This window comes from Maribacter sp. 1_MG-2023, from assembly GCF_030547005.1.
Classification (GTDB): Bacteria; Bacteroidota; Bacteroidia; order Flavobacteriales; family Flavobacteriaceae; genus Maribacter.
Window position 1 is genome coordinate 65,757 of the sequence record NZ_JAUOPN010000004.1, and the last position, 23,058, is coordinate 88,814.

The 23,058-nt window shown below is 34.5% G+C and carries 17 protein-coding genes; 5 read left to right on the plus strand and 12 right to left on the minus strand.

What is annotated here, in order from left to right:
* Window positions 1-17 precede the first annotated feature (17 nt).
* The 7 genes from Q4500_RS06385 to Q4500_RS06415 form a co-directional block, all read right to left on the minus strand.
* On the minus strand, window positions 18-1,928 hold the full coding sequence (locus Q4500_RS06385) for an OmpA family protein (RefSeq protein WP_303598877.1): 1,911 nt from the start codon (window positions 1,926-1,928) through the stop codon (window positions 18-20).
* 11 nt (window positions 1,929-1,939) lie between these two features.
* Complete coding sequence (locus tag Q4500_RS06390) at window positions 1,940-2,920, minus strand: type IX secretion system membrane protein PorP/SprF (protein WP_303598878.1); 981 nt, start codon at window positions 2,918-2,920, stop codon at window positions 1,940-1,942.
* Between the two features lie 8 nt (window positions 2,921-2,928).
* Window positions 2,929-7,083 carry a Calx-beta domain-containing protein gene (locus Q4500_RS06395; RefSeq protein WP_303598879.1) on the minus strand — a complete coding sequence of 1,385 codons (4,155 nt, stop codon included), beginning with the start codon at window positions 7,081-7,083 and terminating at the stop codon, window positions 2,929-2,931.
* Window positions 7,084-7,189: 106 nt separating this feature from the next.
* Window positions 7,190-8,077, minus strand: a complete 888-nt coding sequence (fabD, locus tag Q4500_RS06400) for an ACP S-malonyltransferase (RefSeq protein WP_303598880.1) — start codon at window positions 8,075-8,077, stop codon at window positions 7,190-7,192.
* 76 nt (window positions 8,078-8,153) lie between these two features.
* Window positions 8,154-8,663, minus strand: a complete 510-nt coding sequence (locus Q4500_RS06405; protein WP_303598881.1) for a gamma carbonic anhydrase family protein — start codon at window positions 8,661-8,663, stop codon at window positions 8,154-8,156.
* A 10-nt stretch (window positions 8,664-8,673) separates the two neighbouring features.
* Window positions 8,674-9,405 carry a LytTR family DNA-binding domain-containing protein gene (locus Q4500_RS06410; protein ID WP_303598882.1) on the minus strand — a complete coding sequence of 244 codons (732 nt, stop codon included), beginning with the start codon at window positions 9,403-9,405 and terminating at the stop codon, window positions 8,674-8,676.
* Window positions 9,402-11,606: a histidine kinase gene (locus tag Q4500_RS06415; RefSeq protein ID WP_303598883.1), complete on the minus strand. Its 2,205-nt coding sequence runs from the start codon at window positions 11,604-11,606 to the stop codon at window positions 9,402-9,404. Before Q4500_RS06415 ends, Q4500_RS06410 begins: the two co-directional genes overlap by 4 nt.
* Window positions 11,607-11,809: 203 nt before the next feature.
* On the opposite strand from Q4500_RS06415, the gene Q4500_RS06420 reads away from it, so the two are divergent.
* On the plus strand, window positions 11,810-12,985 hold the full coding sequence (locus Q4500_RS06420; RefSeq protein WP_303598884.1) for a VWA domain-containing protein: 1,176 nt from the start codon (window positions 11,810-11,812) through the stop codon (window positions 12,983-12,985).
* Window positions 12,986-13,022: 37 nt separating this feature from the next.
* Here Q4500_RS06420 and Q4500_RS06425 read toward each other — a convergent pair whose 3' ends face one another.
* Entirely contained in the window at window positions 13,023-14,045 is a 1,023-nt protein-coding gene (locus tag Q4500_RS06425; RefSeq protein ID WP_303598885.1) for a type IX secretion system membrane protein PorP/SprF, read from the minus strand.
* Between the two features lie 123 nt (window positions 14,046-14,168).
* Between Q4500_RS06425 and Q4500_RS06430 the strand changes: the two genes are divergently transcribed.
* From Q4500_RS06430 to Q4500_RS06445, 4 genes are all read left to right on the plus strand, one after another.
* A complete protein-coding gene (locus Q4500_RS06430) occupies window positions 14,169-15,080 on the plus strand; it encodes a NifU family protein (protein ID WP_303598886.1) in 912 nt (303 codons plus the stop codon).
* Between the two features lie 71 nt (window positions 15,081-15,151).
* The gene (locus Q4500_RS06435) at window positions 15,152-15,352 is read left to right on the plus strand and encodes a dodecin family protein (RefSeq protein WP_027064938.1); all 201 of its coding nucleotides are present in this window, start codon (window positions 15,152-15,154) and stop codon (window positions 15,350-15,352) included.
* A 67-nt stretch (window positions 15,353-15,419) separates the two neighbouring features.
* Window positions 15,420-17,471: a thioredoxin domain-containing protein gene (locus Q4500_RS06440; protein ID WP_303598887.1), complete on the plus strand. Its 2,052-nt coding sequence runs from the start codon at window positions 15,420-15,422 to the stop codon at window positions 17,469-17,471.
* A 77-nt stretch (window positions 17,472-17,548) separates the two neighbouring features.
* Complete coding sequence (locus Q4500_RS06445) at window positions 17,549-18,373, plus strand: mechanosensitive ion channel family protein (RefSeq protein WP_303599031.1); 825 nt, start codon at window positions 17,549-17,551, stop codon at window positions 18,371-18,373.
* Between the two features lie 65 nt (window positions 18,374-18,438).
* Here the strand turns inward: Q4500_RS06445 and tsaB are convergent, their stop codons facing one another.
* The 4 genes from tsaB to Q4500_RS06465 all read right to left on the minus strand — a co-directional run bounded on the left by tsaB (window position 18,439) and on the right by Q4500_RS06465 (window position 23,057).
* Window positions 18,439-19,119 (minus strand): tRNA (adenosine(37)-N6)-threonylcarbamoyltransferase complex dimerization subunit type 1 TsaB, encoded by a 681-nt coding sequence (gene tsaB, locus Q4500_RS06450; protein WP_303598888.1) that lies wholly within the window; start codon window positions 19,117-19,119, stop codon window positions 18,439-18,441.
* 86 nt (window positions 19,120-19,205) lie between these two features.
* Window positions 19,206-20,564, minus strand: coding sequence for a TolC family protein (locus Q4500_RS06455; protein WP_303598889.1), 1,359 nt, complete (start codon window positions 20,562-20,564; stop codon window positions 19,206-19,208).
* 67 nt (window positions 20,565-20,631) lie between these two features.
* Window positions 20,632-21,756, minus strand: coding sequence for an efflux RND transporter periplasmic adaptor subunit (locus Q4500_RS06460; RefSeq protein WP_303598890.1), 1,125 nt, complete (start codon window positions 21,754-21,756; stop codon window positions 20,632-20,634).
* A 44-nt stretch (window positions 21,757-21,800) separates the two neighbouring features.
* Entirely contained in the window at window positions 21,801-23,057 is a 1,257-nt protein-coding gene (locus tag Q4500_RS06465) for an ABC transporter permease (RefSeq protein ID WP_303598891.1), read from the minus strand.
* Between the last annotated feature and the right edge of the window lies 1 nt (window position 23,058).

Genomic DNA, 23,058 nt, shown 5'->3' on the forward strand with positions numbered 1-23,058 from the left:
ATGGAAGTAGGCAACAATTACTCTACAACAAATAATGTACGTTCGTTTTGTTTATGAAGAAAATCTAGGCAATAAGCACCATTTACGCAATTGTTTACGATTATCTCTTCACCATAACCAGTTGCCTCAATAATGTTATTTGAATTTAAACCATTGCTCAAAAGATAGTTTTTAATAACATCAGCTCGCTGTTGCGATAACCTTTTATTAGACGAAGTACTGCCCCTGGTATCTGTATGAGATTGTATTCTTAATCTCATTTGAGGAAAACGTACGACAGCGTCTATAACTTTATTAAGCTCCTCTTCTACTTGAGCGTTTAATACTGATTTACCTTTATCGAAATAGAATTTATTTAGTTTTAATACCGTTTTATCTTCTCGTTGTGTTACCAAGTCTTCCATTCTTGAAAGACCCATATTATAAGCAGTATTTTGAATTTCTTCCATCCCCTCTTCAGAATACGTGGTAGAGAAAATAGAATAACCATCACTCATAGCCTGGATCGTTACTTGAGACATCCACGGCACTTCTACTCTAAAGCTACCGTCATCACCTGCAAAAACTTCTTTTAAAATATCTCCTTGTTGGTTCAACAATCTCACTTGAGCACCTTTTAATCCTACTTTATTTCGAAGGTTAACTACTTTACCACCTAAGGCAAAAGTTTTTAAACCAGGAGTATTTTTAAGCTCAAAACCATATAAGTCATCTCCGCCTTTACCACCAGCTCTATTAGAAGCAAAGAATCCAGATAATCCTTTATTTTCAATATTTTGAATAATGAATCCGAAATCATCTGCTACTGAATTAATACCGTCTCCTAGGTTTACAGGTATAGTATACGAATCATTAGGTAACATATTAGACTTGTAAATATCCATCCCTCCAAAGCCATAGAAAACATCCGAAGAGAAATATAAACTACCGTCAAAAACGTACGGAGCAATCTCGTTGCCCGGTGAGTTTATTCTAGGTCCTAGATTAATAGGTGCAGACATTATCTGCCCGTTATTAGTGTACACATAATACAAATCTGTACCACCATAGCTATCGTCAAAATTGGCAGCAAAATATAATCGTTCAGTAGCATCGTCAAAGAAGGGGTAATAAAAAGAAGTACTTAAATCTTTTAAAATAAATCGAAACCGATTATTTTTTGTAAGTGTACCTATTGCCAATGCATTTTTACCATTCTCATCATATCTAAGCTCACCATCTTCTTCATTAGACAAGACATAAAAAAATGTAGTTAGTTTTTCAGAGTAATAGGGAGTTGATTTATGGAAGTCGGTTGTCGGTATTTCTTCAAAAGTTTCTACATCAACCAAATTATTATCAGAGCTCAATCTAGCAAAGTAAATATCTAAATATGATTCACCCGTTGGTTCATACAGGTTTTTAGTATTTCGACCTCTGCTACTACTAAAAAGCAAACCATTCTTATAAAATGCCGGCGAGAAATCTCCTTGTGCACTATTCACCCCTAAATCTCGAATGTTACTATTATCAGTTCCAGAAGGTATATCTAATAAACTGTAATTAAATTCAGCATTTTCTAAAAGTTCTGGAGATAATTTGTCTGCTTTTGATTTTAAGAACATTTTCACTCTATCTCTTTCAGAGTTTTTAGAAAGACTCTGCAACATTTTATTAAATCTGTTTACAGTTATTATCGTATCGTTCTTGTTGACCTTTAAATAAAGCTCAGATGCACTATCATAACTGCCTGTACTAAAATAAGAATCTGCAAGGTTAAGTAATTGATGATTGGTCAATGAATCTTTTTGCATTTCACTATTATACGCTGCAATCGCTTTTTCATATTGATAACCATAAAAAAGGTTATCGGCTTTAGATTTTTTGTCTTGAGCCGTACTTAGAAATGGTACAAAAACTAGTAATACTATGATTAATTTAAATTTCATTTTAGTTCTCTTTAAAAGAATCGAGGTGAATCAACTTGTTTTGGTTTACCCTTTGCATTATTATCACTACTCCCTTTAGATTTCGAAGGTCCTTTTCTACCCAAATAGAATTTAAGTATGATCTCATGAGACCCTTTATTAAATTCGCCAAGTAAGTTCGTATTATAATCATACGAATACCCAGCAAACAAAGTATTTGAAATCTGAAAACCTGCTAAACCACTAAACGCATTATCTAAGCGATATGAAACACCTGCCGTAACCACATCAGAAATTAAGAAGTTACTCGATAAGTTAACATTAACTGGCGAGCCAGATATCGTATTAACCAAAAAGGCAGGTTTAAATTTCAGGTTATCTGATAGTTCAAAAACATAACCCCCTATAAAATTAAATTGAAGCTTATCTTCTACCACAGATGCAATCTCGTCATTATACACCCCTTCGGTTAAAAAATTAGGTACAGATGCACCTAAATACCAATCTTCTGAGTATAAGAAAGCACCAGCACCTACTGTTGGATAGAATTTACTCAACATCTCTTCACTAAGGTTCTCACCAGGATTCTCAAAAATACCTTTTGAAAAATCTACATTTAGAAACGAACCACCAGCATCAATACCAAAAGACAATTTTGTCTCGTCGGTAACCTTTATTTGGTAAGAATACGAAATATCGGCATAGGTCTGTGTAGCCGGACCTAATTCATCATTTACAATATTAATACCTAAACCTACTTTTTCATTTTTAAATGGCAGGTTTGCCCCAAAACGAAATGTTCTAGGTGCACCAGGTATATCAATCCATTGAGCTCTATATAATCCAGAAAATTCTGGATTTTCTACCGTACCAACATAAGCCGGGTTAAAACTACCGATATTATACATGTACTGGGTGTACTGAGGTTCTTTCTGTGAAAATGCATTAAAGCCTAACAGAGAAAATAGTACTAAAGCAATAGTATAACTCGATTTATAAAAGTTATAATCCATAATTTATTTTATCTAATAAGCTGTATCCAACCTTTATCTAGTATTGCAGGTTGATTATTAACACTATAATTCATGATATAAAAATAAGTTCCCTTTGGCACTTCTTTTCCTTTATAAGTACCGTCCCATACATCGCCATCATTTACTTTTTCGGTTTCAAATACAAGGTTTCCATAACGATCGTAAATTTTTATTCTGTATTGCAAATTAACTTCTAACTGTGCACCAGTATCTGGATTCGTTAAAGTTCTATTAATACGAAGAACCTCATTCTGATTATTACCGTTTGGAGAGAATTGATTAAACAGAAAACCTGGATCCCCAGGGCTTTTCTGAATTACCTCAACCTCAACGGTTGCTTCATTATTTTCTGTATTACCATCACGTGGTGTAGACCTAACAATATTTGCAGTATTCGTATATGTACCCATTGCTGGAACTCTAGCAATAATTCTCAATGTAGCTGTTTCTTCTCTATTTAAAGTCGGAATATTCCAATTACCCGAAGCTTCTTCATACGTACCACCAAAATCTGATTCAGCAGAAACAAATTCAAATCCGTTTTCAATCAAAATCAAATCATTGACAACTATATCTGTTACCACATCAGATTCAGAAACATTGGTAACACGAATAATGAATTCTACCTCATCTCCCACCAATGCTTTATCTGGGCGAGCCTCTTTCTCTATCTTAAGATCAACCCCTTGTGGAGCTTCAGTACTCAATTCTACAGTAGCTTCATCATTTTCAGGATTATTATCTGAAGGAATAGATTCAAGTAGAACGGCAGTGTTAATATACGGCCCTTGTTCTGCCACCATTACCGTGATAGATAGTTCCAAAGAAATACCAGCTGCAATTTCTGAAATGGTCCAATTACCCGATACCTCATCATAATCAGTAGCCCCAGGAGCATCTACAGAAACAAAATCAAAACCTAATTCTAAAAGATCACCAACAACAATAGCTCTTGCAGTTCTGTCAGATAAATTAGTAATTAGAATTTTAAAAATAATCGTATCACCAATTAAAGCATCAATATTATCAACAGATTTCAACACTTCTAAATCAATTGGATCATCACAATTGGGCGTAGCCACCGGATCACAAGGATCATCAGGGTCAGAACCATTTGTTTGCTCGTCTAAATCTGAAATTTCGTCACCATCGGTATCACAACTACCGTTGAATCGATTAGGTATACACGGATTATTATTGGCAGGATCTTGTTGATCATTTACTCCATCATTATCAGCATCTGCAGTATTAGATTCTAAAGCATCGATAATTCCGTCTTCATCCTCATCTAAAGGATTAGCAATATCATCACCAACCTCATCACCATCTTCAATACCATCACCATCGGTATCAGCATCGTTAGAATCTGTACCAAGAGTTACTTCTTGACCACCTAAAAGACCATCATTATCGTCATCGGTTTCGCAATCGCTAACGTTTATAGTTACATCTACGGTAGGGTTAACACATGGTGCAGTAGAATTTGTTGTCGTAAATCTAAAAACATAAGCCCCAGAAGCAAAATCTTCGAATTCCACAACATTTGTAGAACTAATATTTACATCGTTTTGCGGTCCGGAAACAAAAACCCAAACCCCAGGATCCGCACCAGATAGTCTCGTATCTAAATCTATCGCTGTAAGTCCGTTCGCAGCCACATTACAGATAGAACCGTTTGTTGCCGTTCCGGTAGTTGCCTGAGAACCTATTCTAGCAATAACAGGTTGTCTGTCTGTTGTACATTCATTTTCGGTTGCTTCTACATAGTATGTCGCGGTAGCGTTTAAAGAAGGAGTTGTAAATGTTACGCCCATTGCAATTGGCGTAACTGCATCCAAAGAATCATACCAATTAACAGAAGCGCCATCAGTTGGTTCAACACTTAACAATAAAGTACCAGGGCCACAACGTTCATTATCATTAATTACAGTTAATTGTGGCAATACATTTCTAACTATTTGCACTTCTATGGTACCACTTGCACAATCATTGGCTTCATCATAGAAAAAACCATAATAAGAAGCTGGTAAATCTACATCTTGAGCTTCTGTAGCCGTCAAGTGAGAATTTGTATTCAAAGGATTGGAAACTCTACTCCAAGTCAAAACCGTACCTGCAGGAGCTGTACTATTTGTAAAATCAAATAAGTTGGCAGAAAAATCATCTCCAGCCTCTTCTACACAATAGATATTTGAAACCGTTGTATCTAGGGTTGGGGCCGCCAAGCAATTATCATCATCAGTAATAGAAATTATTATCGAACTATTACCTTCTAGATTTACATTGTTTGAAGGCGAATCCAATTCGATAACAAAGGTTTCTGTATTTTCTAGGATTGCATCGTTTATAATTGGAATCGTAATATTCTGTACTTCATTAGCTTCACCATCAAATATTAAAGTTCCACTATTTCCAGTATAATCTTCACCTTCAGCTGCTGTATCATCGTTAAAAGAGTAATCAACTGTTGTACCCCCTACAACTGCAATATCCAATACCACTTCAAAAACCAATTCACCGGCATCAATATTTTCATTAACCTGAGAAATATCTAAAAAAGTTAATTCTGCCTGATCATTATCGTCAATTTCAACTGTAGCCGTTCTGGTAGCCGCAGCACCTAATTCATAACCAGCACCTGAAACCAATGTCAATATAACAGTTTCAGTACCCTCTTGAATTGCATCATTAATCGGTAGAATATCAATTTCAGCATTTTGTTCGCCAACCTCAATTCTTACAGCATTTTCATTTATTTCATCAAAATCTATTTCATTATCAGCAGTACCACTTATTGCATAATTAACAATTATTGGACCGCTAGTATTGTTGGGAGCACTTAAACTCACGGTAAATTCTCCGGTTGAATTTGCTCCACTGCTTTCTGCAGCTGTACCATCTGAGGCTGTAATTTGAGCAACATTAATATCGTCACTTACGATTACCATCGTAGCATTATTTGGACCACCAACTGAATAATCTGGACCATCTACTAATGTTAACATAACCGTTTCGTTAATCTCAATATCAGTATCGTTAATTGGTGTAATCGTAATTACACCAGTGCTTTCACCTTCCTCAATTGTAACGAAACCTGAAAGAGCAATAAAATCATCACCCTCATCTGCTGTACTATTAACATTAACCGTATATTCTATTTCAATAGGTGTACCGGTCGCATTTATTTTGCCCACATCTACAGTAAAATCACCTTCAATCAAAGGATTTTCGTTGATTGTGGCATCTGTTGTCTCAATAGAGGCTTCAAAAATATCATTGTCAATTATAGTAACCGTATCTGTATCTGGAGTACCAATTGTATATGAATCGCTATCAATACCTGTAATTGTCAACACTACAGTTTCATCTCCTTCTACAAGATCATCATCATCAGGAATTATATAAATATTCGTGGCACTGGCACCATCATTAATAATTACATTTCCTGTAATAGAATAATCGTCTCCACTAATTGCCGTACCAGAAAGTTCATAATCAATCTCTACAGGCTCCCCAGTATTATTCTCATTGTCTAATAAAAACCTGAATCTTCCACGATCAGCTCCTGTAGTAGCCCCCTCTATTGTTTCAGGCACAAAAGCAGTAACAGAAACCTCTCCAAAATCATTGTCCTCAATATTAATGGTAACCTCACTATCTACTCCTATAAAATAGTTAGGTTCATCTTCAACTAATTCGATATTAATAGTTTCTTCACCTTCAACAAGATTATCATCGTCAACTACAATATCTACAGTTGCACTACCAACCCCAGCAAAATTATAAGATATATCAATTTCTTCATCTAACTCCTGATAATCGATATTTGAAGTGGCTGTACTAGTTAATAATACATTATACTTAACTGTAACACTACCGGCACCAAATCCTAGATTAATAACATTAATTCGAAAACTACCAGATATTTCGCCCTCTTCAAGAGCATCGTTGATTTTTTCAATAGTTACGTTTTGAGCAGAAACATTTTGCGAAAAAGCACCTAAAAAAAGGAATCCAAAAACGAAAAGGAATTTCTTTAGAATCCTACTAATATGAGGAGTCAAAAAATTATTATATATACTTATTTTCATAGCATTCTTTATCATTCCCAACAATAAGGCTGAAGGATGTTCTAAATCCATAGCCAAAAATGAGGGTCTCAATATTACAAAAAAATCAAGGTAAACCCCTCACAAACAGTTGAAAAAAGGATTTATAGGTTAAATGGTAATATTAAGGAAACAATGGTTAGTCTGTTAACTCTGGGGCTTGCGTAGTAACAGAAGGTTCAATTTTTCTTACCAACCCTTGTAATACCTTACCAGGGCCTATTTCAGTAAAAACAGTAGCGCCATCTTTTACCATTTGCTGCACACTCTGCGTCCATTTCACTGGCGCAGTTAATTGCAGCATTAAATTCTTTTTAATTTCATCTGCACTAGTCACCGCAGTGGTAGGCACATTCTGGTATATTGGGCAACTAGGCGCAGAAAATGTAGTATTAGCAATTGCCGCAGCTAACTCTTCTCTAGCAGGCTCCATTAAAGGTGAATGAAAAGCACCACCTACAGGCAACATTAATGCACGTCTTGCTCCTGCTTCTTTTAATTTTTCACAAGCTTCTTCTACTGCTGATATTTCACCAGAAATCACTAATTGACCCGGACAGTTATAATTCGCCGCAACAACAATTCCTGAAATTTCTGAACATACTTTTTCTACAACAGCATCTTCCAAACCTAAAACGGCTGCCATTGTCGATGGCTTAAGTTCACAGGCCTTCTGCATTGCCAAGGCACGTTGCGAAACTAATTTTAATCCATCTTCAAAACTAAGAGTGTTATTTGCAACAAGAGCAGAAAACTCTCCTAATGAATGACCCGCAACCATATCTGGTTTAAATGAATCTCCCATTACTTTACTTAGAATAACAGAATGAAGAAATATAGCAGGTTGGGTAACCTTGGTCTCTTTCAATCCTTCGGCAGTACCTCTGAACATTACCTCAGTAATCTCAAAGCCTAATATATCATTTGCCTTAAGAAACAACTCTTTTGCAATAGGGTATTTTTCATAGAGATCTAAACCCATTCCAACAAATTGAGCACCTTGCCCAGGAAAAACATACGCGTTCATAACTTTTAGTTTTGGTGGGGCAAAAATACGTATTTTACATAGACTGCAATACCCAATTACATATTTGGATACCCACCTATTCTTTAAACCAACCAGAATACATAGTATAGGCTTCGGCAATTCTATTAATTTCTCCAGAACTTAATTCGGGACTAATATCTTTTATTTTCTTTGCAGGCATACCCGCAAAAATACTCCCAGATGGTACGTGGGTACCTTTAGTTAGCACAGCTCCGGCAGCAATAATACTATTACTTTCTACTACACAATCATCCATAATAATACTACCCATACCAATTAGCACATTATCATGTATGGTACAGCCATGTACAAGAGCATTATGCCCAATAGAAACATTATTACCAATTGTGGTAGGAAATTTTAAATACGTACAATGTATAACGGCACCGTCTTGTACATTAACCTTATCACCCATTTTAATGAAATGAACATCGCCACGTAAAACTGCATTAAACCAGACACTACATTGTTTACCCATGCTCACTTCACCAACTATTGTTGCATTTTCTGCAATAAAACAATCTTCACCTATAACAGGTTCTTTACCTCTAACTGCTTTTATCATTGTAATTCTTTTAATTAAAATAGGATAGAAAATCTTTTTTCTTTGATGCGGAAACCATTACTTCTTTACCGTTAGACATTACTACACTACCGCCTTTACCTTTTCTGTAATTCACCACCTCATTTACATTTACTAAAAAAGATTTATGTACTCTTGCAAACGGATAGTCGGTTAAAGCATCTTCAAAATATTTTAATGTTTTGCTGACCAAAATCTTCTTATTCAATAAATAGATTTCGGTATAATTATCATCTGCCTTACAATACAGTATTTCGGCAATGTTTAAAACCTGAAATCCGTCTTGCTGTGGCAATGTCAACTTCCCTTCAACTCCGTTAGATTTTGTACTTAATACCTCTCCCTCTAAACTAGCTTCTTTCTCACGAACACCTTCTACATAAGCTACCGCGTTTACCAACTCATCTATATTAATAGGTTTCGTCAAATAATATGCAGCATGGTTATTTAAAGCATCTTTTGCATAATGATCATAAGCAGTAACAAAAACGGTTTCAAAAGTTCTGTCCGGTAATTGATCTAGCAAATCAAAAGCATTACCAAAAGGCATCTCTACATCTAAAAACACCAAATCTAAGTCGTTATCACCAATTAAGACCAAGGCTTCTTTAATTGATGAAGCCTCCCCTAACAAATTTACACTTGGGCAATATTTAGCAATATAATTTCTTAATATCTCTCTACTATTTGCCTCATCTTCTACTAAAATTGCGTTTAAGCTCATTTTTCTCTTTTTAAAATGAATAGGACTTTAGTTCCTGAACCATCTGACTGTAAATCTGAAATTTTGATATCTACCTTATCGGTATACATATCGTTTAGAATAGCCACACGTTTTTTAATGATGCCCATTCCTTTCGACTTTTGTTTTCGTTGATTTTGGGTTTTAATTTCTGCAGATTTCTTTCTTCCGATACCATTGTCAGTAATAGAAATTATGATTGAATCTGCAGTATTCTCTTTTATAGTGACCAACAATTCGCCTTTTTCATCCCTATATCGTAATCCGTGCCAAATAGCATTTTCAATATATGGCTGTAATAACATTGGTGGTATTTGAAATTTAGAAACCTGTACATTCTCATCAACAGCTATCTGATAATCAAACTTATCTTCGAATCTAGAATGTTCTAGTTTTATATAAAGTTCTAACTGTTGCAATTCTTTTTCCAACGGAATAAAATCTTCTTCAGAATTTTCAAGTACAGAGCGCATCAACTTTGAGAAATCGCTTAGATATCTATTGGCACTACGTTCATCACTTTTTGAAATAAAATTATTTACAGAATTAAGTGCATTAAATATAAAATGCGGATTCATTTGCGACCTCAACGATTTCAACGCCAATAAATTATTTGCCAGTTTTTGTTGTTGATTACTACGGTAAAAGAAAAAAGCCGCCAATAAAGTTAATAAGAGCCCGAATATGAGGGAATAAATCACCAATTGCTGCCGCTTATTACTCTCTTTCACCAACTCCTGCTCCGTAAGTGCTAAATCATACTTGCTTTGCGAAAGTTCTCTTTCTTGCTCTAAACCTGTAAGTCGGTTTTCTGCATTTGAAATTTCACGATTAAACCTGGTAGCTCTAGAAATCTCTTGTTCTTTACGAACATATAGCGAATCTACTAAAGCCACATATGCTTGGTAAGTATCTAATGCCTTGGTAAAATCACCTTTCACCTTATACACTTCAGATAACTTTCTAGTAGCATCTTTCTGAACCACTAAATCATCATCTGAATCTGCTTCAACAATACTTTTCTCTAAAAAAGGAATAGCCTCGTTGTACTTATCTTGAGAGATATACGCATTCGCAATTTTATAGTTAATACGCTGTGATGTAATAGTGTCGCCTAATTCTAATTTCTTAACACCTGCGTTGGGCGAATTAAGCTTTTTTAATTCTTGAAGACTACTTTTACGCATAGTAATCTCTTCGTTGAACCTATTTTTTGTATTGTAGAAATCCGCTACCTTTTCTTTCTCTTGCAATGCTCTTTTGGGTGCTGACTGAGTTGCAAGTTCTAAAGAACTATCATAATAAGCTTCAGCCTCCATATTCTGATTTCCTAAAGAATAGGTGTCGCCTATTTTAGAATTTAGGTCAATCATTTTTGATGTAATCTGATTCTTATTGGCAATCAACAACCCTCTATTATATAAATCTAAAGCTTCTTCTGTTCTACCATTCCCTTTTTTAGCATCACCTAGCAGTTCATAAAGTACTACACTTTGGTGTGGCGGCATGGACTTAATCTCTAATAACGGATTCAACAACGCTAAGCTTTCGTCATATCTGTTCGTTAAGTTATACGCCTTAGCTAAAAGCAAAGAAGTTGAAATCGTCTTATTATTTTCTAAAGCATCTTCATAATTATCAATAGCCAAATCTAATTGCTTATGATATTGATAGATCTCGCCAAGTTTAGAAAGCGACCTTGCCAGTTCTTTCTTTCGCCCTCGCTTCCCTAAAATTGATATAGATTGCGCTACCAAGTCAATACTTCTTTCAATATCTTGAGCTTTATACTCTTCTGCCGAATCTAATAACTGCTGATGTTTGACAGCTATATCCGGTAATGATTTTGATCGACTGCTAATTGGTGAAGATTCAAAATCTTCAACTAAGATTAAAACATCGTCATTCTTCTGTACATCGTACCGTAAGGTTTCAATATCATCATGCTCTATAACTAGCTGATCACCAATTCTAGTTCTAATTTCAAACTCTCCTAAACCGTTAGTAATCACAAAGTCTCCCATATCATTAGAAATGGAAACTCCCGATATTGGTTTTCCAGTATTTCTAACTTCTACCCTACCCTCTAAAGTAAATCTTAGAGCATCGTTTTGCCCTTGAGAATAAAGTGCGCTCCATCCCAAAAGAAAACATATTACGATATAGATACTATAATTTTTCATCTGTTATTACTACGGTAAACTTAGCTGATTATTGTGGCACTAAAAAATACGAAATACTTAAAACACCCAATATTAAAGCATCATTTCATGGGTTTACAAACTCTGCATACCACTTTACTAAGTGAAACGGACAGTTCGCTCATTATCGTTATTCAGAGAAATACTTTGCTTTTAGTTTAGTATTGAATTTAAAACAAAAAACGATGAAAACGATTAAACAACTTGGATCATTCGGCATAGCACTTCTCACTTTAACTACAGTATTTGCATGTAATACTACTGATAAGAAAAAGCCTATTGAATTAATTGCCCAAGCTTCTGAAACTATTGAACCAAAAGAAACGAACACCGTTCAGATAGCTTTGTTATTAGATACTAGTAATAGTATGGACGGGCTAATAAACCAAGCAAAATCTCAGCTTTGGGATATTGTAAATGAGTTTAGCTATGCAAAATGTGGTAACGATACCAGACCAAATTTACAAATTGCATTATACCAGTATGGCAACGACAATCTTTCTGCAAACGAAGGGTACATTCAGCAAGTATTAGGTTTTAGTAGTGATTTAGATGAAATTTCAGAAAAATTATTTTCTTTGACTACCAATGGCGGCGAAGAGTATTGCGGAAAGGTATTACAGACCTCTTTACACCAATTACCATGGAATAAGAATCCGGATTTATTGCGAATGATTTTCATTGCCGGTAACGAACCCTTTACGCAAGGTAGATACAACTACAGAACTGCATTAGCTAATGCCAATGAAAAAGATGTAGTGGTAAATACCATCTTCTGTGGAAATTATGAATTGGGAATAAAAACCGATTGGAAAAATGGCGCTTCATTAACAGGTGGGGAATATATGGCTATTGATCACAACAAAGAAGTTGTACATATTAAAACTCCTTATGACGATACTATCATTAAACTGAACTCTAAATTAAATACCACCTATGTTTCTTATGGATCGATGGGTCAATCAAAAATTATCGCACAAGAAGTACAAGACAGTAATGCATTAGAGATGGAAGAAGCCGTTGCCGTTAAAAGAGCGGTCAGCAAAAGTTCTAGACTTTATAATAATAAAAAATGGGATTTGGTCGATGCTTACGACGATGCCGAATTTGAAATTAGTTCAGTAGAAAATGATGAATTACCAGAAGAACTACAAGGTAAAAATGAGAAAGAAATAAGAACCTACGTCGAATCAAAAAAGAATGAAAGAGAAGAAATTCAAAAAGAGATACAAGAATATAACAAGAAACGACTAGCCTATATTTCTGAACATCAAAAAGATGAAAAATCAGGAGAGCTTGAAAATGCTATGATTAAAGCAATTAAAAAACAAGCTAAGACAAAAAATTACAGTTGGGAATAATAAAATACCAGGTCTGCTCAATTACGGGCAGACCTTTTTAATTAGCTGATGGGCAATAACAATCGTACTTACGACCTGTTTGTCCAAAATCGTACCCTAAAGTAATTTGATGAAAACCACCGTTATCAAAACGGATATCTCCCATTTGATAAGAATAATTATAAGAAACCATAAAGTTATTAATATTAGCACCCACTATAGGTGTTATCAATTGCAAACGTTGTTCTCCGAAAGTTCCATTATCTTGAAATTGAGCTCCATCGAAACTTCTTCTATAAGAAATTCCTCCCCAAATGCGACCAAAGTCAACATCCTTATAAACTTTACCGTTTATATCAATAGTTTTCTCTTTGGTGAATTCAGTTAATTGAAAAAGTACTGAAGGTTCAACTTGCCATTCGTTTTTACCAAAAACATAGCCTGTAGAAATTAAAAAACGTCTAATATTATCAATCACCAACTGGTCAGGATTATCTTGCCTATCTCTATAATAAACATTTCTCTTACTACCAGTAAGTGCATTAGTCACGGCGAAATGTGTATAAAACTCTTGATAATTATAAGAAATACCTATATCAACATTGGCGTAAGTAGAACTTAATTTAATACCTGAAACTGCAGGATCTGGGGTAACCGACCTAAATTCAGTCTCATCTAAACTACTTTGTAAAATGGTTCCGCTTAGACCAAACGATAATTGATTTAAAACCCTAACATCATTACTGCCCATTCTTAAATGATGTGCATATGTTAATTTCATTCCAGTTTGCGAGTGATAGCCATTTGCATCATTAAATACAATTGCACCAATACCACTTGGAGAATCACCCAATCTAAAATGAGCGTTTATCGTCTGCAAACTTGGAGCATCGTCGACATCGAACCATTGCTTTCTAGCCGTAGCTCTTACTTTACCACCTTCACCGATACCTGCCATTGATGGAAAAACCAAATAGTAGTTATCTGACAAATAATCAAAATACACAGGTATACCTTCCTGTGCAGTAGATTTGGAACCAACAATAAGAAAAATTAATATCAATAAAAAGTTGTATTTCATCTTAGAATGTTAAAACTAGGTTTAGTTTCGCAATTACAAAGTTAATAACGAGTTAACCTGAACATTATTATGTGACGCGAAACTAAGATTTCCTTTGTATTTTTGTGTAAAATATTTGATGAAATGAAAGAGTATTCGATTACGGTCGTAAAGACCAATAACCCAAATATATTAAAGTTCGAAACTAATCATATTTTAGTTCAACGAAAAAATTACGAATTCAAGAATATTGATAATGCCAAAAACTCACCTTTAGCACAGCAATTATTTCATTTGCCATTTATTAAAACGGTATATATTTCTGGTGATTTTATCGGATTGGAACGTTATGATATTGTTCAATGGGAAGATGTAAAAGATGAAGTGGCACAACAGTTAGTTGAGTATTTAAATGCTGGGGAACCAATAGTTATTGAAGAAGACATGGATAAACCAGTACCGGTAACCGTTTATGCAGAGGTTACACCTAACCCATCTACGATGAAGTTTGTAGCTAGCAAAAAAATAGTAGCATCGGCATTCGAATTCAAAAACATTGATGAAGCTAGAGATTCTAAATTAGCTATGGAGCTATTTCAATTTCCGTTCGTAAAACAAGTATTTATAGATGAGAACTACGTTTCTGTTTCTAAATATGAAGTTGCAGAATGGGACGATATCAATATCGAATTACGCGAAGTAATTAGAAATTTCATTGCTGATGGCAAAGAAATTGTTACTGATAATGCAAAAGCTATTGGTGCAGAAGCGCAAGTATCTGAAACTGTATCGGCAGAAAGCACGATAGAACTTGATGAAATCTCTCAAGAAATAGTTGATATTTTAGAAGAATATGTAAAACCAGCCGTAGCGAGTGACGGTGGTAATATTATGTTTCAATCATACGATGTAGAAAGCAAAACGGTTAATGTAATTTTACAAGGAGCGTGCAGTGGCTGCCCATCATCAACTTTTACCTTGAAAAACGGTATCGAGACGATGCTAAAAAATATGATGGGAGACAAAGTAAATGAGGTAGTTGCGCTTAATGGTTAATTAATCATTGAATTGAATTAAACATTGCCTTCAATTTTTGTAACTTTAAATAAATCTAAAAATCATTAATTATGGCAGTTTTAAAAGTAATCGAAATATTAGCAAATTCTGACAACGGATGGGAAGACGCAGCAAAAAAAGCAGTTTCTGAAGCATCTAAATCAGTAAAAAATATTAAATCGGTTTACATCAACGAGCAAAGTGCTACTGTTGAAGATGGTAAAATCAAAAATTATAGAGTAAATGTGAAAATCACTTTTGAAGTGAAATAACAATTACCTAACAGGATTAAAAGCGCCAAAAGGCGCTTTTTTTTGTTTTAAAACTAAAATACTCCCAATGCCTACCCCACAAAAGCACACTAATAATCTAATTAAAGAAAGCAGTCCATATTTACTACAGCACGCGCATAACCCAGTTAATTGGGAAGCGTGGAATGATGATGTTTTAAAACAAGCAAAAGAAGAACAAAAACTAATACTTATTAGTATTGGTTATGCCGCTTGTCATTGGTGTCATGTTATGGAACATGAATGTTTTGAAGATGAAGAAGTCGCAGAAACAATGAATGCCCATTTTATTAATATAAAAGTGGACAGGGAAGAACGACCAGATATCGACCATATTTATATGCATGCATTACAGATGATGACAGGTAGTGGCGGCTGGCCTTTAAATATACTTGCGCTACCCGACGGCAGACCTTTCTGGGGCGCAACCTTCGTCAAAAAACAAGAATGGATACAAGTATTGAATCAACTTCAACAACTTTATGTTGAAGACCCTAATAAGATTATGGGATATGCCGAAAACATGGCAGCAGGACTAAAAGAAATAAATGCTATTACTTCAGATGAAAATCAAGATTTAATTGAAGATTCTGAAATTGATACGATGGTTATCGATTGGACCAAATACTTTGATACCTTTTTAGGAGGATATAAACGGGCACCAAAATTCATGATGCCTACCAATCTGAACTTTTTACAATACTATTCTCACGCAAAACAAGATAATACTGTAAATGAATATGTAAACACCACTCTAACAAGAATGGCCTGGGGCGGCATATTTGATCATGTCGGTGGTGGATTCTCTAGATATTCCGTAGACACTAAATGGCATGTACCCCATTTCGAAAAAATGTTATATGACAACGGCTTGTTAATTAGTCTTTACGCGAATGCATATGCAAAGACTAACAATAATCTCTATAAAGCTGTCGTAGAAAAAAGTGTCATATTCCTAGAAGAAGAACTATTAGATAAAAGCAACGGATTTTACTCTTCTTTAGATGCTGATAGTTTAACTGATGACAACAAGTTAGTAGAGGGTGCATTTTATGTTTGGCAAGAAGAACAACTTAAAGAGCTATTAAAAGACGATTACCCTATTTTTAGTGATTACTTCAGTATTAACTCTTATGGATACTGGGAAGATGACAAATATGTACTTATTAGAGATTCAGAAGCCTTAGCTATTGCAATGAATCATTCTATCACCAAAATAGAATTACAAAAAATAATTACGAAGTGTCTTTCACTATTGAAGGTAGAGAGAGAAAAAAGAAACAAACCAAGGTTAGATGATAAAATTTTAACTTCTTGGAATGGCTTGACATTAAAAGGACTCACAGATGCCTATAGATATTTAGAAGATGACAAGTATTTGAGCCTTGCTATTAATAATGCTAATTTTATTCTAGAACATATGACCACAGAAGATGGTGGTTTATACCGCAACTTCAAAAATGGAAAAAGTACTATTCATGGTTTTCTCGAGGATTACGCCTCTATTATCGATGCATTCATAGGGCTATATGAAGTTTCTTTTGATGAGAAATGGCTAGATCATAGTTTAGAATTAACAAAATATGCAATTAAAAATTTCTCAGATTCTGATACAGGACTATTCTTTTTTACATCTAATAACGAAAACAATCTTATTAGAAAAACCCTAGAGGTTGCAGATAACGTAATTCCGTCTTCTAATTCTATGATGGCACATAATTTACATAAGCTGTCAAAATATTTCCCTGAAGATAATTTTGATATTCGTTTGCATCAAATGATGAAAACCATGAAACCATCAATCACTGATAATCCTCAAAATCATGCTAATTGGCTTTACTTAGCACAGCTAATGAGTGAGAATTTCTATGAATTGGTCGTTATCGGTGAAAACTTTGAACTCATATGCAAAACCCTGATGAAGAACTATCTGCCAAACGCTATATTTGCTGCTTCAAATGCTAAAACTAGCAACTTACCTTTGTTAATGAACAGGTATGTAATGAACAAGACGCTCATCTACGTTTGTAATCACGGTAGCTGTCAAATGCCCGTAGAAGAACCTAGCAAAGCTTTAGATCTAGTTTCATCTATCACTTAACAATTTATTCAGCCTCGTATTAATTTTAGGTTATAAGTAACTAGTCGATTTAGCAGTTAAAATAAATAAAAGTTATGATGGATAAAATAATGAATCTGCAAGAGCATGCAGATAATGCAATAGCTTGGCTATGGGCGGTACTACCTAGTCTATTATGGGCAATATTTCTATTAATTGCAGGTACGTATGTCATACGTTTCATAAATAAAATGATACGTAATTTTTTTGCAAATAAAGACTACGATTTAGCGTTAGAAACATTTTTACAAAGCTTTATCAGCATTGCTTTAAAAATAATACTTTTCATATTGGTAATTACCCAATTAGGAGTGCAAACAAGTTCTTTAGTTGCTATTTTAGCCTCTGCAGGTTTAGCTATTGGTTTAGCCCTACAAGGTTCATTGGCAAATTTCGCAGGAGGTGTTCTTATCTTATTATTTAAACCATTTAGAATAGGAGATTTTATCTCTGCTCAGGGTGTAGATGGCACGGTAAAAGAGATTTCAATATTCACTACTAAAGTAAGCACCTTCGGTAATCAAATTGCGATAATTCCAAATGGTCAACTTTCAAACAATACAATTACAAACTATAACGCTCAAGATACTAGAAGAGATAAAATTGATGTCGGCATTGGTTATAGTTCGAATATTAAAGAAGCCAAAGAAATTCTTTTGACTATTTGCCATGAGCATGAAACTATACATAAGACTCCAGCTCCTGAAGTTTATGTAGGTGAATTAGGAGATAGCTCGGTAAACCTGACGTTACGGTTTTGGGCGAACAATACCGATTTTTGGGCTGCGCATTTCTATGTTTTAGAAGAAATAAAGTATCGTTTTGATGCTGCAGGTATAGAAATACCATTCCCACAAAGAGTAGTTACACAGATGAAAAGTTAATGTACAAATCACAACAAATAAAAAAGCCTTTGAGTAATCAAGGGCTTTTTTATTTTACGTCACTTTTATGTTTTCGCTTTCTTGGTTTGCATCACAAAATCTTTCAAGTAATACGGTTCAAAATAAGCCACATCTTCAAAGTCAGCTATATTATATTTATCCGATGAAATAGCTGCCATTTCTTTTGCTGATGGCACTACTTCACAATGGTAAGTAATCATTTCTAAAGGAAACAATTCTTTTATCTTCTCTGCTCCACTACCTAAAAAGTGAACATGCTTTTTATTGATATATTCTTGAAAAGAATGCTTATCGATTACTTCAGCTTTCGTTTCTCTTATTTCATTGAGTTCAGCATCAAAAACTAATGAATACACTTCCATACGTCTAGCATCTAAAACCGGTATTAATACTTCATCATTTTTAATTTTCACTTGGGATGCCATACTTTTCAATGTAGAAATCGAAATCAACGGAATACCTAATGCATAACACAAGCCTTTTGCCGCCGAAACACCAATTCTAAGTCCCGTATAAGAGCCAGGACCTTTACTAACCGCTACAGCTTCTAAATCTTCCATTTTCAAAGAGGCCTCTTGCATTACCTCTTCAATGAAGATATGTAGTTTCTCTGCATGCGAATAGTTTGCAGAATTCAATTCTTTTAATGAAAGAACTTCACCTTTTTTAGCAACACAAACCGAACAATTTGTTGATGATGTTTCTAGATTTAATATTATGCCCATGTTTGCAAAGGTATTACTTACTACAAAATGAAAAAGCCTGTATACATGAAAATGTTACAGGCTTATCAACTATAGAATATTTTATGCTATTCTAACGACAACGGAATACCGTAATAGAATTCTAGAATTTTCAACCTGAAGATATAATCATATTTTGTGCGAATTAAATCTGCTTCTGCATTATCTACTCTAGATTGTGCTTGACTATATTCAAATGAATTCATTAGCCCTACATCGAAACGTTCTTTTGAATAATTAAAAGCCAATCTTCTCGCCTCTAAAGTTTTCTCGGCAGCATAATACGCTTTAGCAAATGTTGTAACATCTACATAACTTTGATTTACAGTTGTTTCCAAATCTAACTTATCCAATTCAAACTGAAGTTTTGATTTTTCTAAATTAATTCGCGAACGCTTTACACTATTACGAGTACTATGCCCATTAAAAATAGGTACATTTAATTGTGCTCCGTATGCGATTCCATCAAAAATCCAAAGTTGATCTATAAAACCAGGAGTAAAAAATCCTCCATTACCATCTGGTAAAGGTTCGGTAGCATCAGAATATCTTGCCCCATATTGAAAAAAACCACTTAAAGTTGGCGCATAAGCCCCTTTTGCAATCTCCAAATCTTTCTCCGCTAAGTCAACCGTAGATTCAGAAAACTTAATATCATTTCTAAATTCTAATGCTTTAGTAAAAATTGTTTTAGGCGAATTATTTAAAATATCCGATGGCGGAACTTCAAAAGTTTCATTAGTAATATCAAAATTATCATAATCGGTTATTTGCAAAAGTTGTGCAAGATTTATCCTTGAAATCAAAACTAAACTTTCATTATTGACCATTTGTTGTTCTTGTCCGGCAGCGGTCGCCTCTAAATCAAGCAAATCTCCCCTAGGGACAATCCCTGAATCTACCAATTCTTTTGTCCTCTTTAAATCTTGTTCTGTTATTGCATACTGCGACTTTGAAACTGCCAGCGCCTCTTTATTTGATAAGATTTGTAGATATGCATTAGCTACCCTTAACTCTATATCATCTTTTAAATTTTCTAGTCTATACTGATTACTAATTGCATTTAATTTTGCACGTTGTAGTTGTTTAAAATTCCTTAATCCATTATACAGGGTTATATCAGAATTTATATTTCCACTAACACTAACGGTAGATTGATTACCTAAAACCGGTTGATTAGAGGTGCTTACGATAGTAAATCCAACGTTTTTTGATGCATTTGAAGAAGCACTTAATGTAGGTAGCATATTTCCGATAGCATCAGATTCATCTATTATAGCATTTTCTAAATCCAACTCAAATTGCTTGACGGTAAGATTGTTCTCTACAGCATAGTAAACGCATTCTTCTAAAGTCCATTTCTTTTGTTGTGCCATTCCAAAGACAACAGAAAATATCAGTAGTAATCCTGTGATTTTTACTTTCATTTTTTTCTTTTTTAAACCAACCTATACCTAGGTTGCTCGATTCGTTTTTTGATTTGATTGATTATTCTTAATCCTCCTCCGAGCCATTATTTTCACTCTTAGCTTCTAACTTGTTCCAGATTTTTATTTTGGAGTTTGCATCGATGCCAGAAATAATTTCTACGTCGATACCATCACTAACGCCAAGTTCAAGCTCTCTTTTTTCAAATTCATTATCACCTGTCTCAACTTCAACGTATGGTTTATTGGTTTCTTTATCGAACTGTAGCAGTGCTTCTTTAATAGAAAGCACATCTTTCTTCTCTTCTAAAACAATAGCTGCATTTGCGCTATAACCAGCTCTAATATTAGTGCTATCAGACACTACCAAATCACCTTCTATCTTAAACTGAACTGCACCCTCTTCTTCCACTCCTTTAGGAGCAATGAACTTTAATTTAGCATTGAATTTTTCATCTTGTAAAGCACCCATGCTAATTTCTAATGGCATACCTACTTTAAGTTTACCCACTTCAGCTTCATCAACTTCACCTTCAAAAATCATTTTAGACATATCTGCAATAAATGCAATCGTAGTACCGTCATTGAAGTTATTACTTTCAATAACCTGATCACCTACCTCAACAGGTATTTCTAATAATGTACCAGTTACCGTAGCCCTAATATTGGTATTTGCACTAGATGAGCCACCTGCAGAACCTACTCTAATTATCTGATAGTCTGCTTGAGCATTCTGTAGTTCTTGCGTAGCCTGATCAAAACGTAATTGTAACGCATTGAAATCTTGACTAGAAATCACCCCTTTATCAAATAGTGTTTTATTTCGGTCGTATTCAATCTTTGTATTACTTAAAGAAATTTTGGCATTGTTTACTCTACCACGAGCTTGATTTAAAGACTGCTCATTAGGAACCACTTTTATAGTAGCTATTAAATCTCCTGCTTTTACCTGAACTCCTTCTTCTAAATATACCTTTTGTATAATACCAGAAATTTGAGGTTTGATCTCAATTTCATCTTGTGGTATTACCTTACCGGTAACAACAACCTTATTGGTAATATCTCTTTTTTCAACGGTCTCCGTTTCATATGTTTTTAAAGGAGTACTATTCTTCTTTAAAAAATAGACTACTGCAGCCAGTATCCCTATAACTGCTACTCCTATTAATGCGTACTTTACATACTTGTTCATGCTCAACTATTTGATTGTTATTTATTCTTTTGTTGTTTGGTCTTTTACTCTTCTCTTAAGGCGTCAATTGGTTTTATTCTAATAGCTCTATTCGCAGGTATCAATCCGATTAAAACACTCAGACCTACCATTAAAATAAAAGAACCCAAAAACTGCGGTATACTAATCATAAGATTATAAAATGGCATATCACTGTTTTCACCTATCATATTATTCGCAATCGCTAGAAACCCTATTGCGATTGCAAAACCGACAAAGCCAGCAAATACCGTAATTACGATAGACTCCAGTACAATTTGTCTCTTAACTACTTTTGGGGTTGCACCCAAGGCGCGTCTTATACCTATTTCTTTTGTACGTTCTTTTACTGTAATTAAAAGAATATTACTAATAGCAATAACACCTGCCAGTAAGGTCAAAATTCCAACGAAGAACGATACGCCTTGTAATACACCTGTAAATGCCGATACATTGTTGAATACTTCAGACATATCAAAACTACCAATGGCGCGTTCGTCTATAGGGTTAATATCATACTTGTTTTTCAACAGACGTTTTATCTGACTTTCCACAACAGGTACTTTAGTATCTGACTGAACCGAGATTGCCATCCATCCCATTCTATCTCCAGAACCAAATGCTTTTTGAAATGTTGAAAACGGAATATACACTGAATTCTCTCCGTCAATATTGATGTTTTGATTTGGCTTATAAATACCGACGATATTAAAGAACACTCCGTTAATACGTACATCTTCCCCTATCGAATTTTCGCCTTTTTCAAATAAAAGTTTATACGTTTCTTCTCCAATAACACAAACCTTTTTAGACTCGGTCATATCATTTTCATTAAGAAACCTACCCTCTAATAGTTTCTTCTTCATGATTTCATCCACATTTGGATAATCACCATAAACTGCCGACCCACTAGTTAATCCTTTTCTATATACTGTAACCACACCTCTATGATTACCAAGCTCTATTCTTGGTGCAAGAACTTCTATTTCTGGAATCTGTTCTTTTAAGATGGTAGCATCTTCAAGTTTAAATTGAATTCTTCGCCCTCTTTCGAATCCTTTATAAGGTTCTGATGTACTTTGACTCCATACAAACAGACTGTTAGATGCGGTACCTGCAAATATTTTTTGAAAACCATTGCTCATTCCGTTTGCACCACCTAAAAGCAATACAAGAATTATCATAGCGATAATAACCCCCAACATGGTTAAAAATGTGCGAAACAAGTTCTTACCTAATGTGGCAAAAATCTCTGACCATAAATCTCTATCAAGTATCCACATA

Bases quoted from the DNA above. Each gene is read 5' to 3' on its own strand.
- Q4500_RS06385 (WP_303598877.1), bottom strand. From the start codon at position 1,928: ATGAAATTTAAATTAATCATAGTATTACTAGTTTTTGTACCATTTCTA.
- Q4500_RS06390 (WP_303598878.1), bottom strand. From the start codon at position 2,920: ATGGATTATAACTTTTATAAATCGAGTTATACTATTGCTTTAGTACTA.
- Q4500_RS06395 (WP_303598879.1), bottom strand. From the start codon at position 7,083: ATGGATTTAGAACATCCTTCAGCCTTATTGTTGGGAATGATAAAGAAT.
- fabD (WP_303598880.1), bottom strand. From the start codon at position 8,077: ATGAACGCGTATGTTTTTCCTGGGCAAGGTGCTCAATTTGTTGGAATG.
- Q4500_RS06405 (WP_303598881.1), bottom strand. From the start codon at position 8,663: ATGATAAAAGCAGTTAGAGGTAAAGAACCTGTTATAGGTGAAGATTGT.
- Q4500_RS06410 (WP_303598882.1), bottom strand. From the start codon at position 9,405: ATGAGCTTAAACGCAATTTTAGTAGAAGATGAGGCAAATAGTAGAGAG.
- Q4500_RS06415 (WP_303598883.1), bottom strand. From the start codon at position 11,606: ATGAAAAATTATAGTATCTATATCGTAATATGTTTTCTTTTGGGATGG.
- Q4500_RS06420 (WP_303598884.1), top strand. From the start codon at position 11,810: ATGAAAACGATTAAACAACTTGGATCATTCGGCATAGCACTTCTCACT.
- Q4500_RS06425 (WP_303598885.1), bottom strand. From the start codon at position 14,045: ATGAAATACAACTTTTTATTGATATTAATTTTTCTTATTGTTGGTTCC.
- Q4500_RS06430 (WP_303598886.1), top strand. From the start codon at position 14,169: ATGAAAGAGTATTCGATTACGGTCGTAAAGACCAATAACCCAAATATA.
- Q4500_RS06435 (WP_027064938.1), top strand. From the start codon at position 15,152: ATGGCAGTTTTAAAAGTAATCGAAATATTAGCAAATTCTGACAACGGA.
- Q4500_RS06440 (WP_303598887.1), top strand. From the start codon at position 15,420: ATGCCTACCCCACAAAAGCACACTAATAATCTAATTAAAGAAAGCAGT.
- Q4500_RS06445 (WP_303599031.1), top strand. From the start codon at position 17,549: ATGGATAAAATAATGAATCTGCAAGAGCATGCAGATAATGCAATAGCT.
- tsaB (WP_303598888.1), bottom strand. From the start codon at position 19,119: ATGGGCATAATATTAAATCTAGAAACATCATCAACAAATTGTTCGGTT.
- Q4500_RS06455 (WP_303598889.1), bottom strand. From the start codon at position 20,564: ATGAAAGTAAAAATCACAGGATTACTACTGATATTTTCTGTTGTCTTT.
- Q4500_RS06460 (WP_303598890.1), bottom strand. From the start codon at position 21,756: ATGAACAAGTATGTAAAGTACGCATTAATAGGAGTAGCAGTTATAGGG.
- Q4500_RS06465 (WP_303598891.1), bottom strand. From the start codon at position 23,057: ATGTGGATACTTGATAGAGATTTATGGTCAGAGATTTTTGCCACATTA.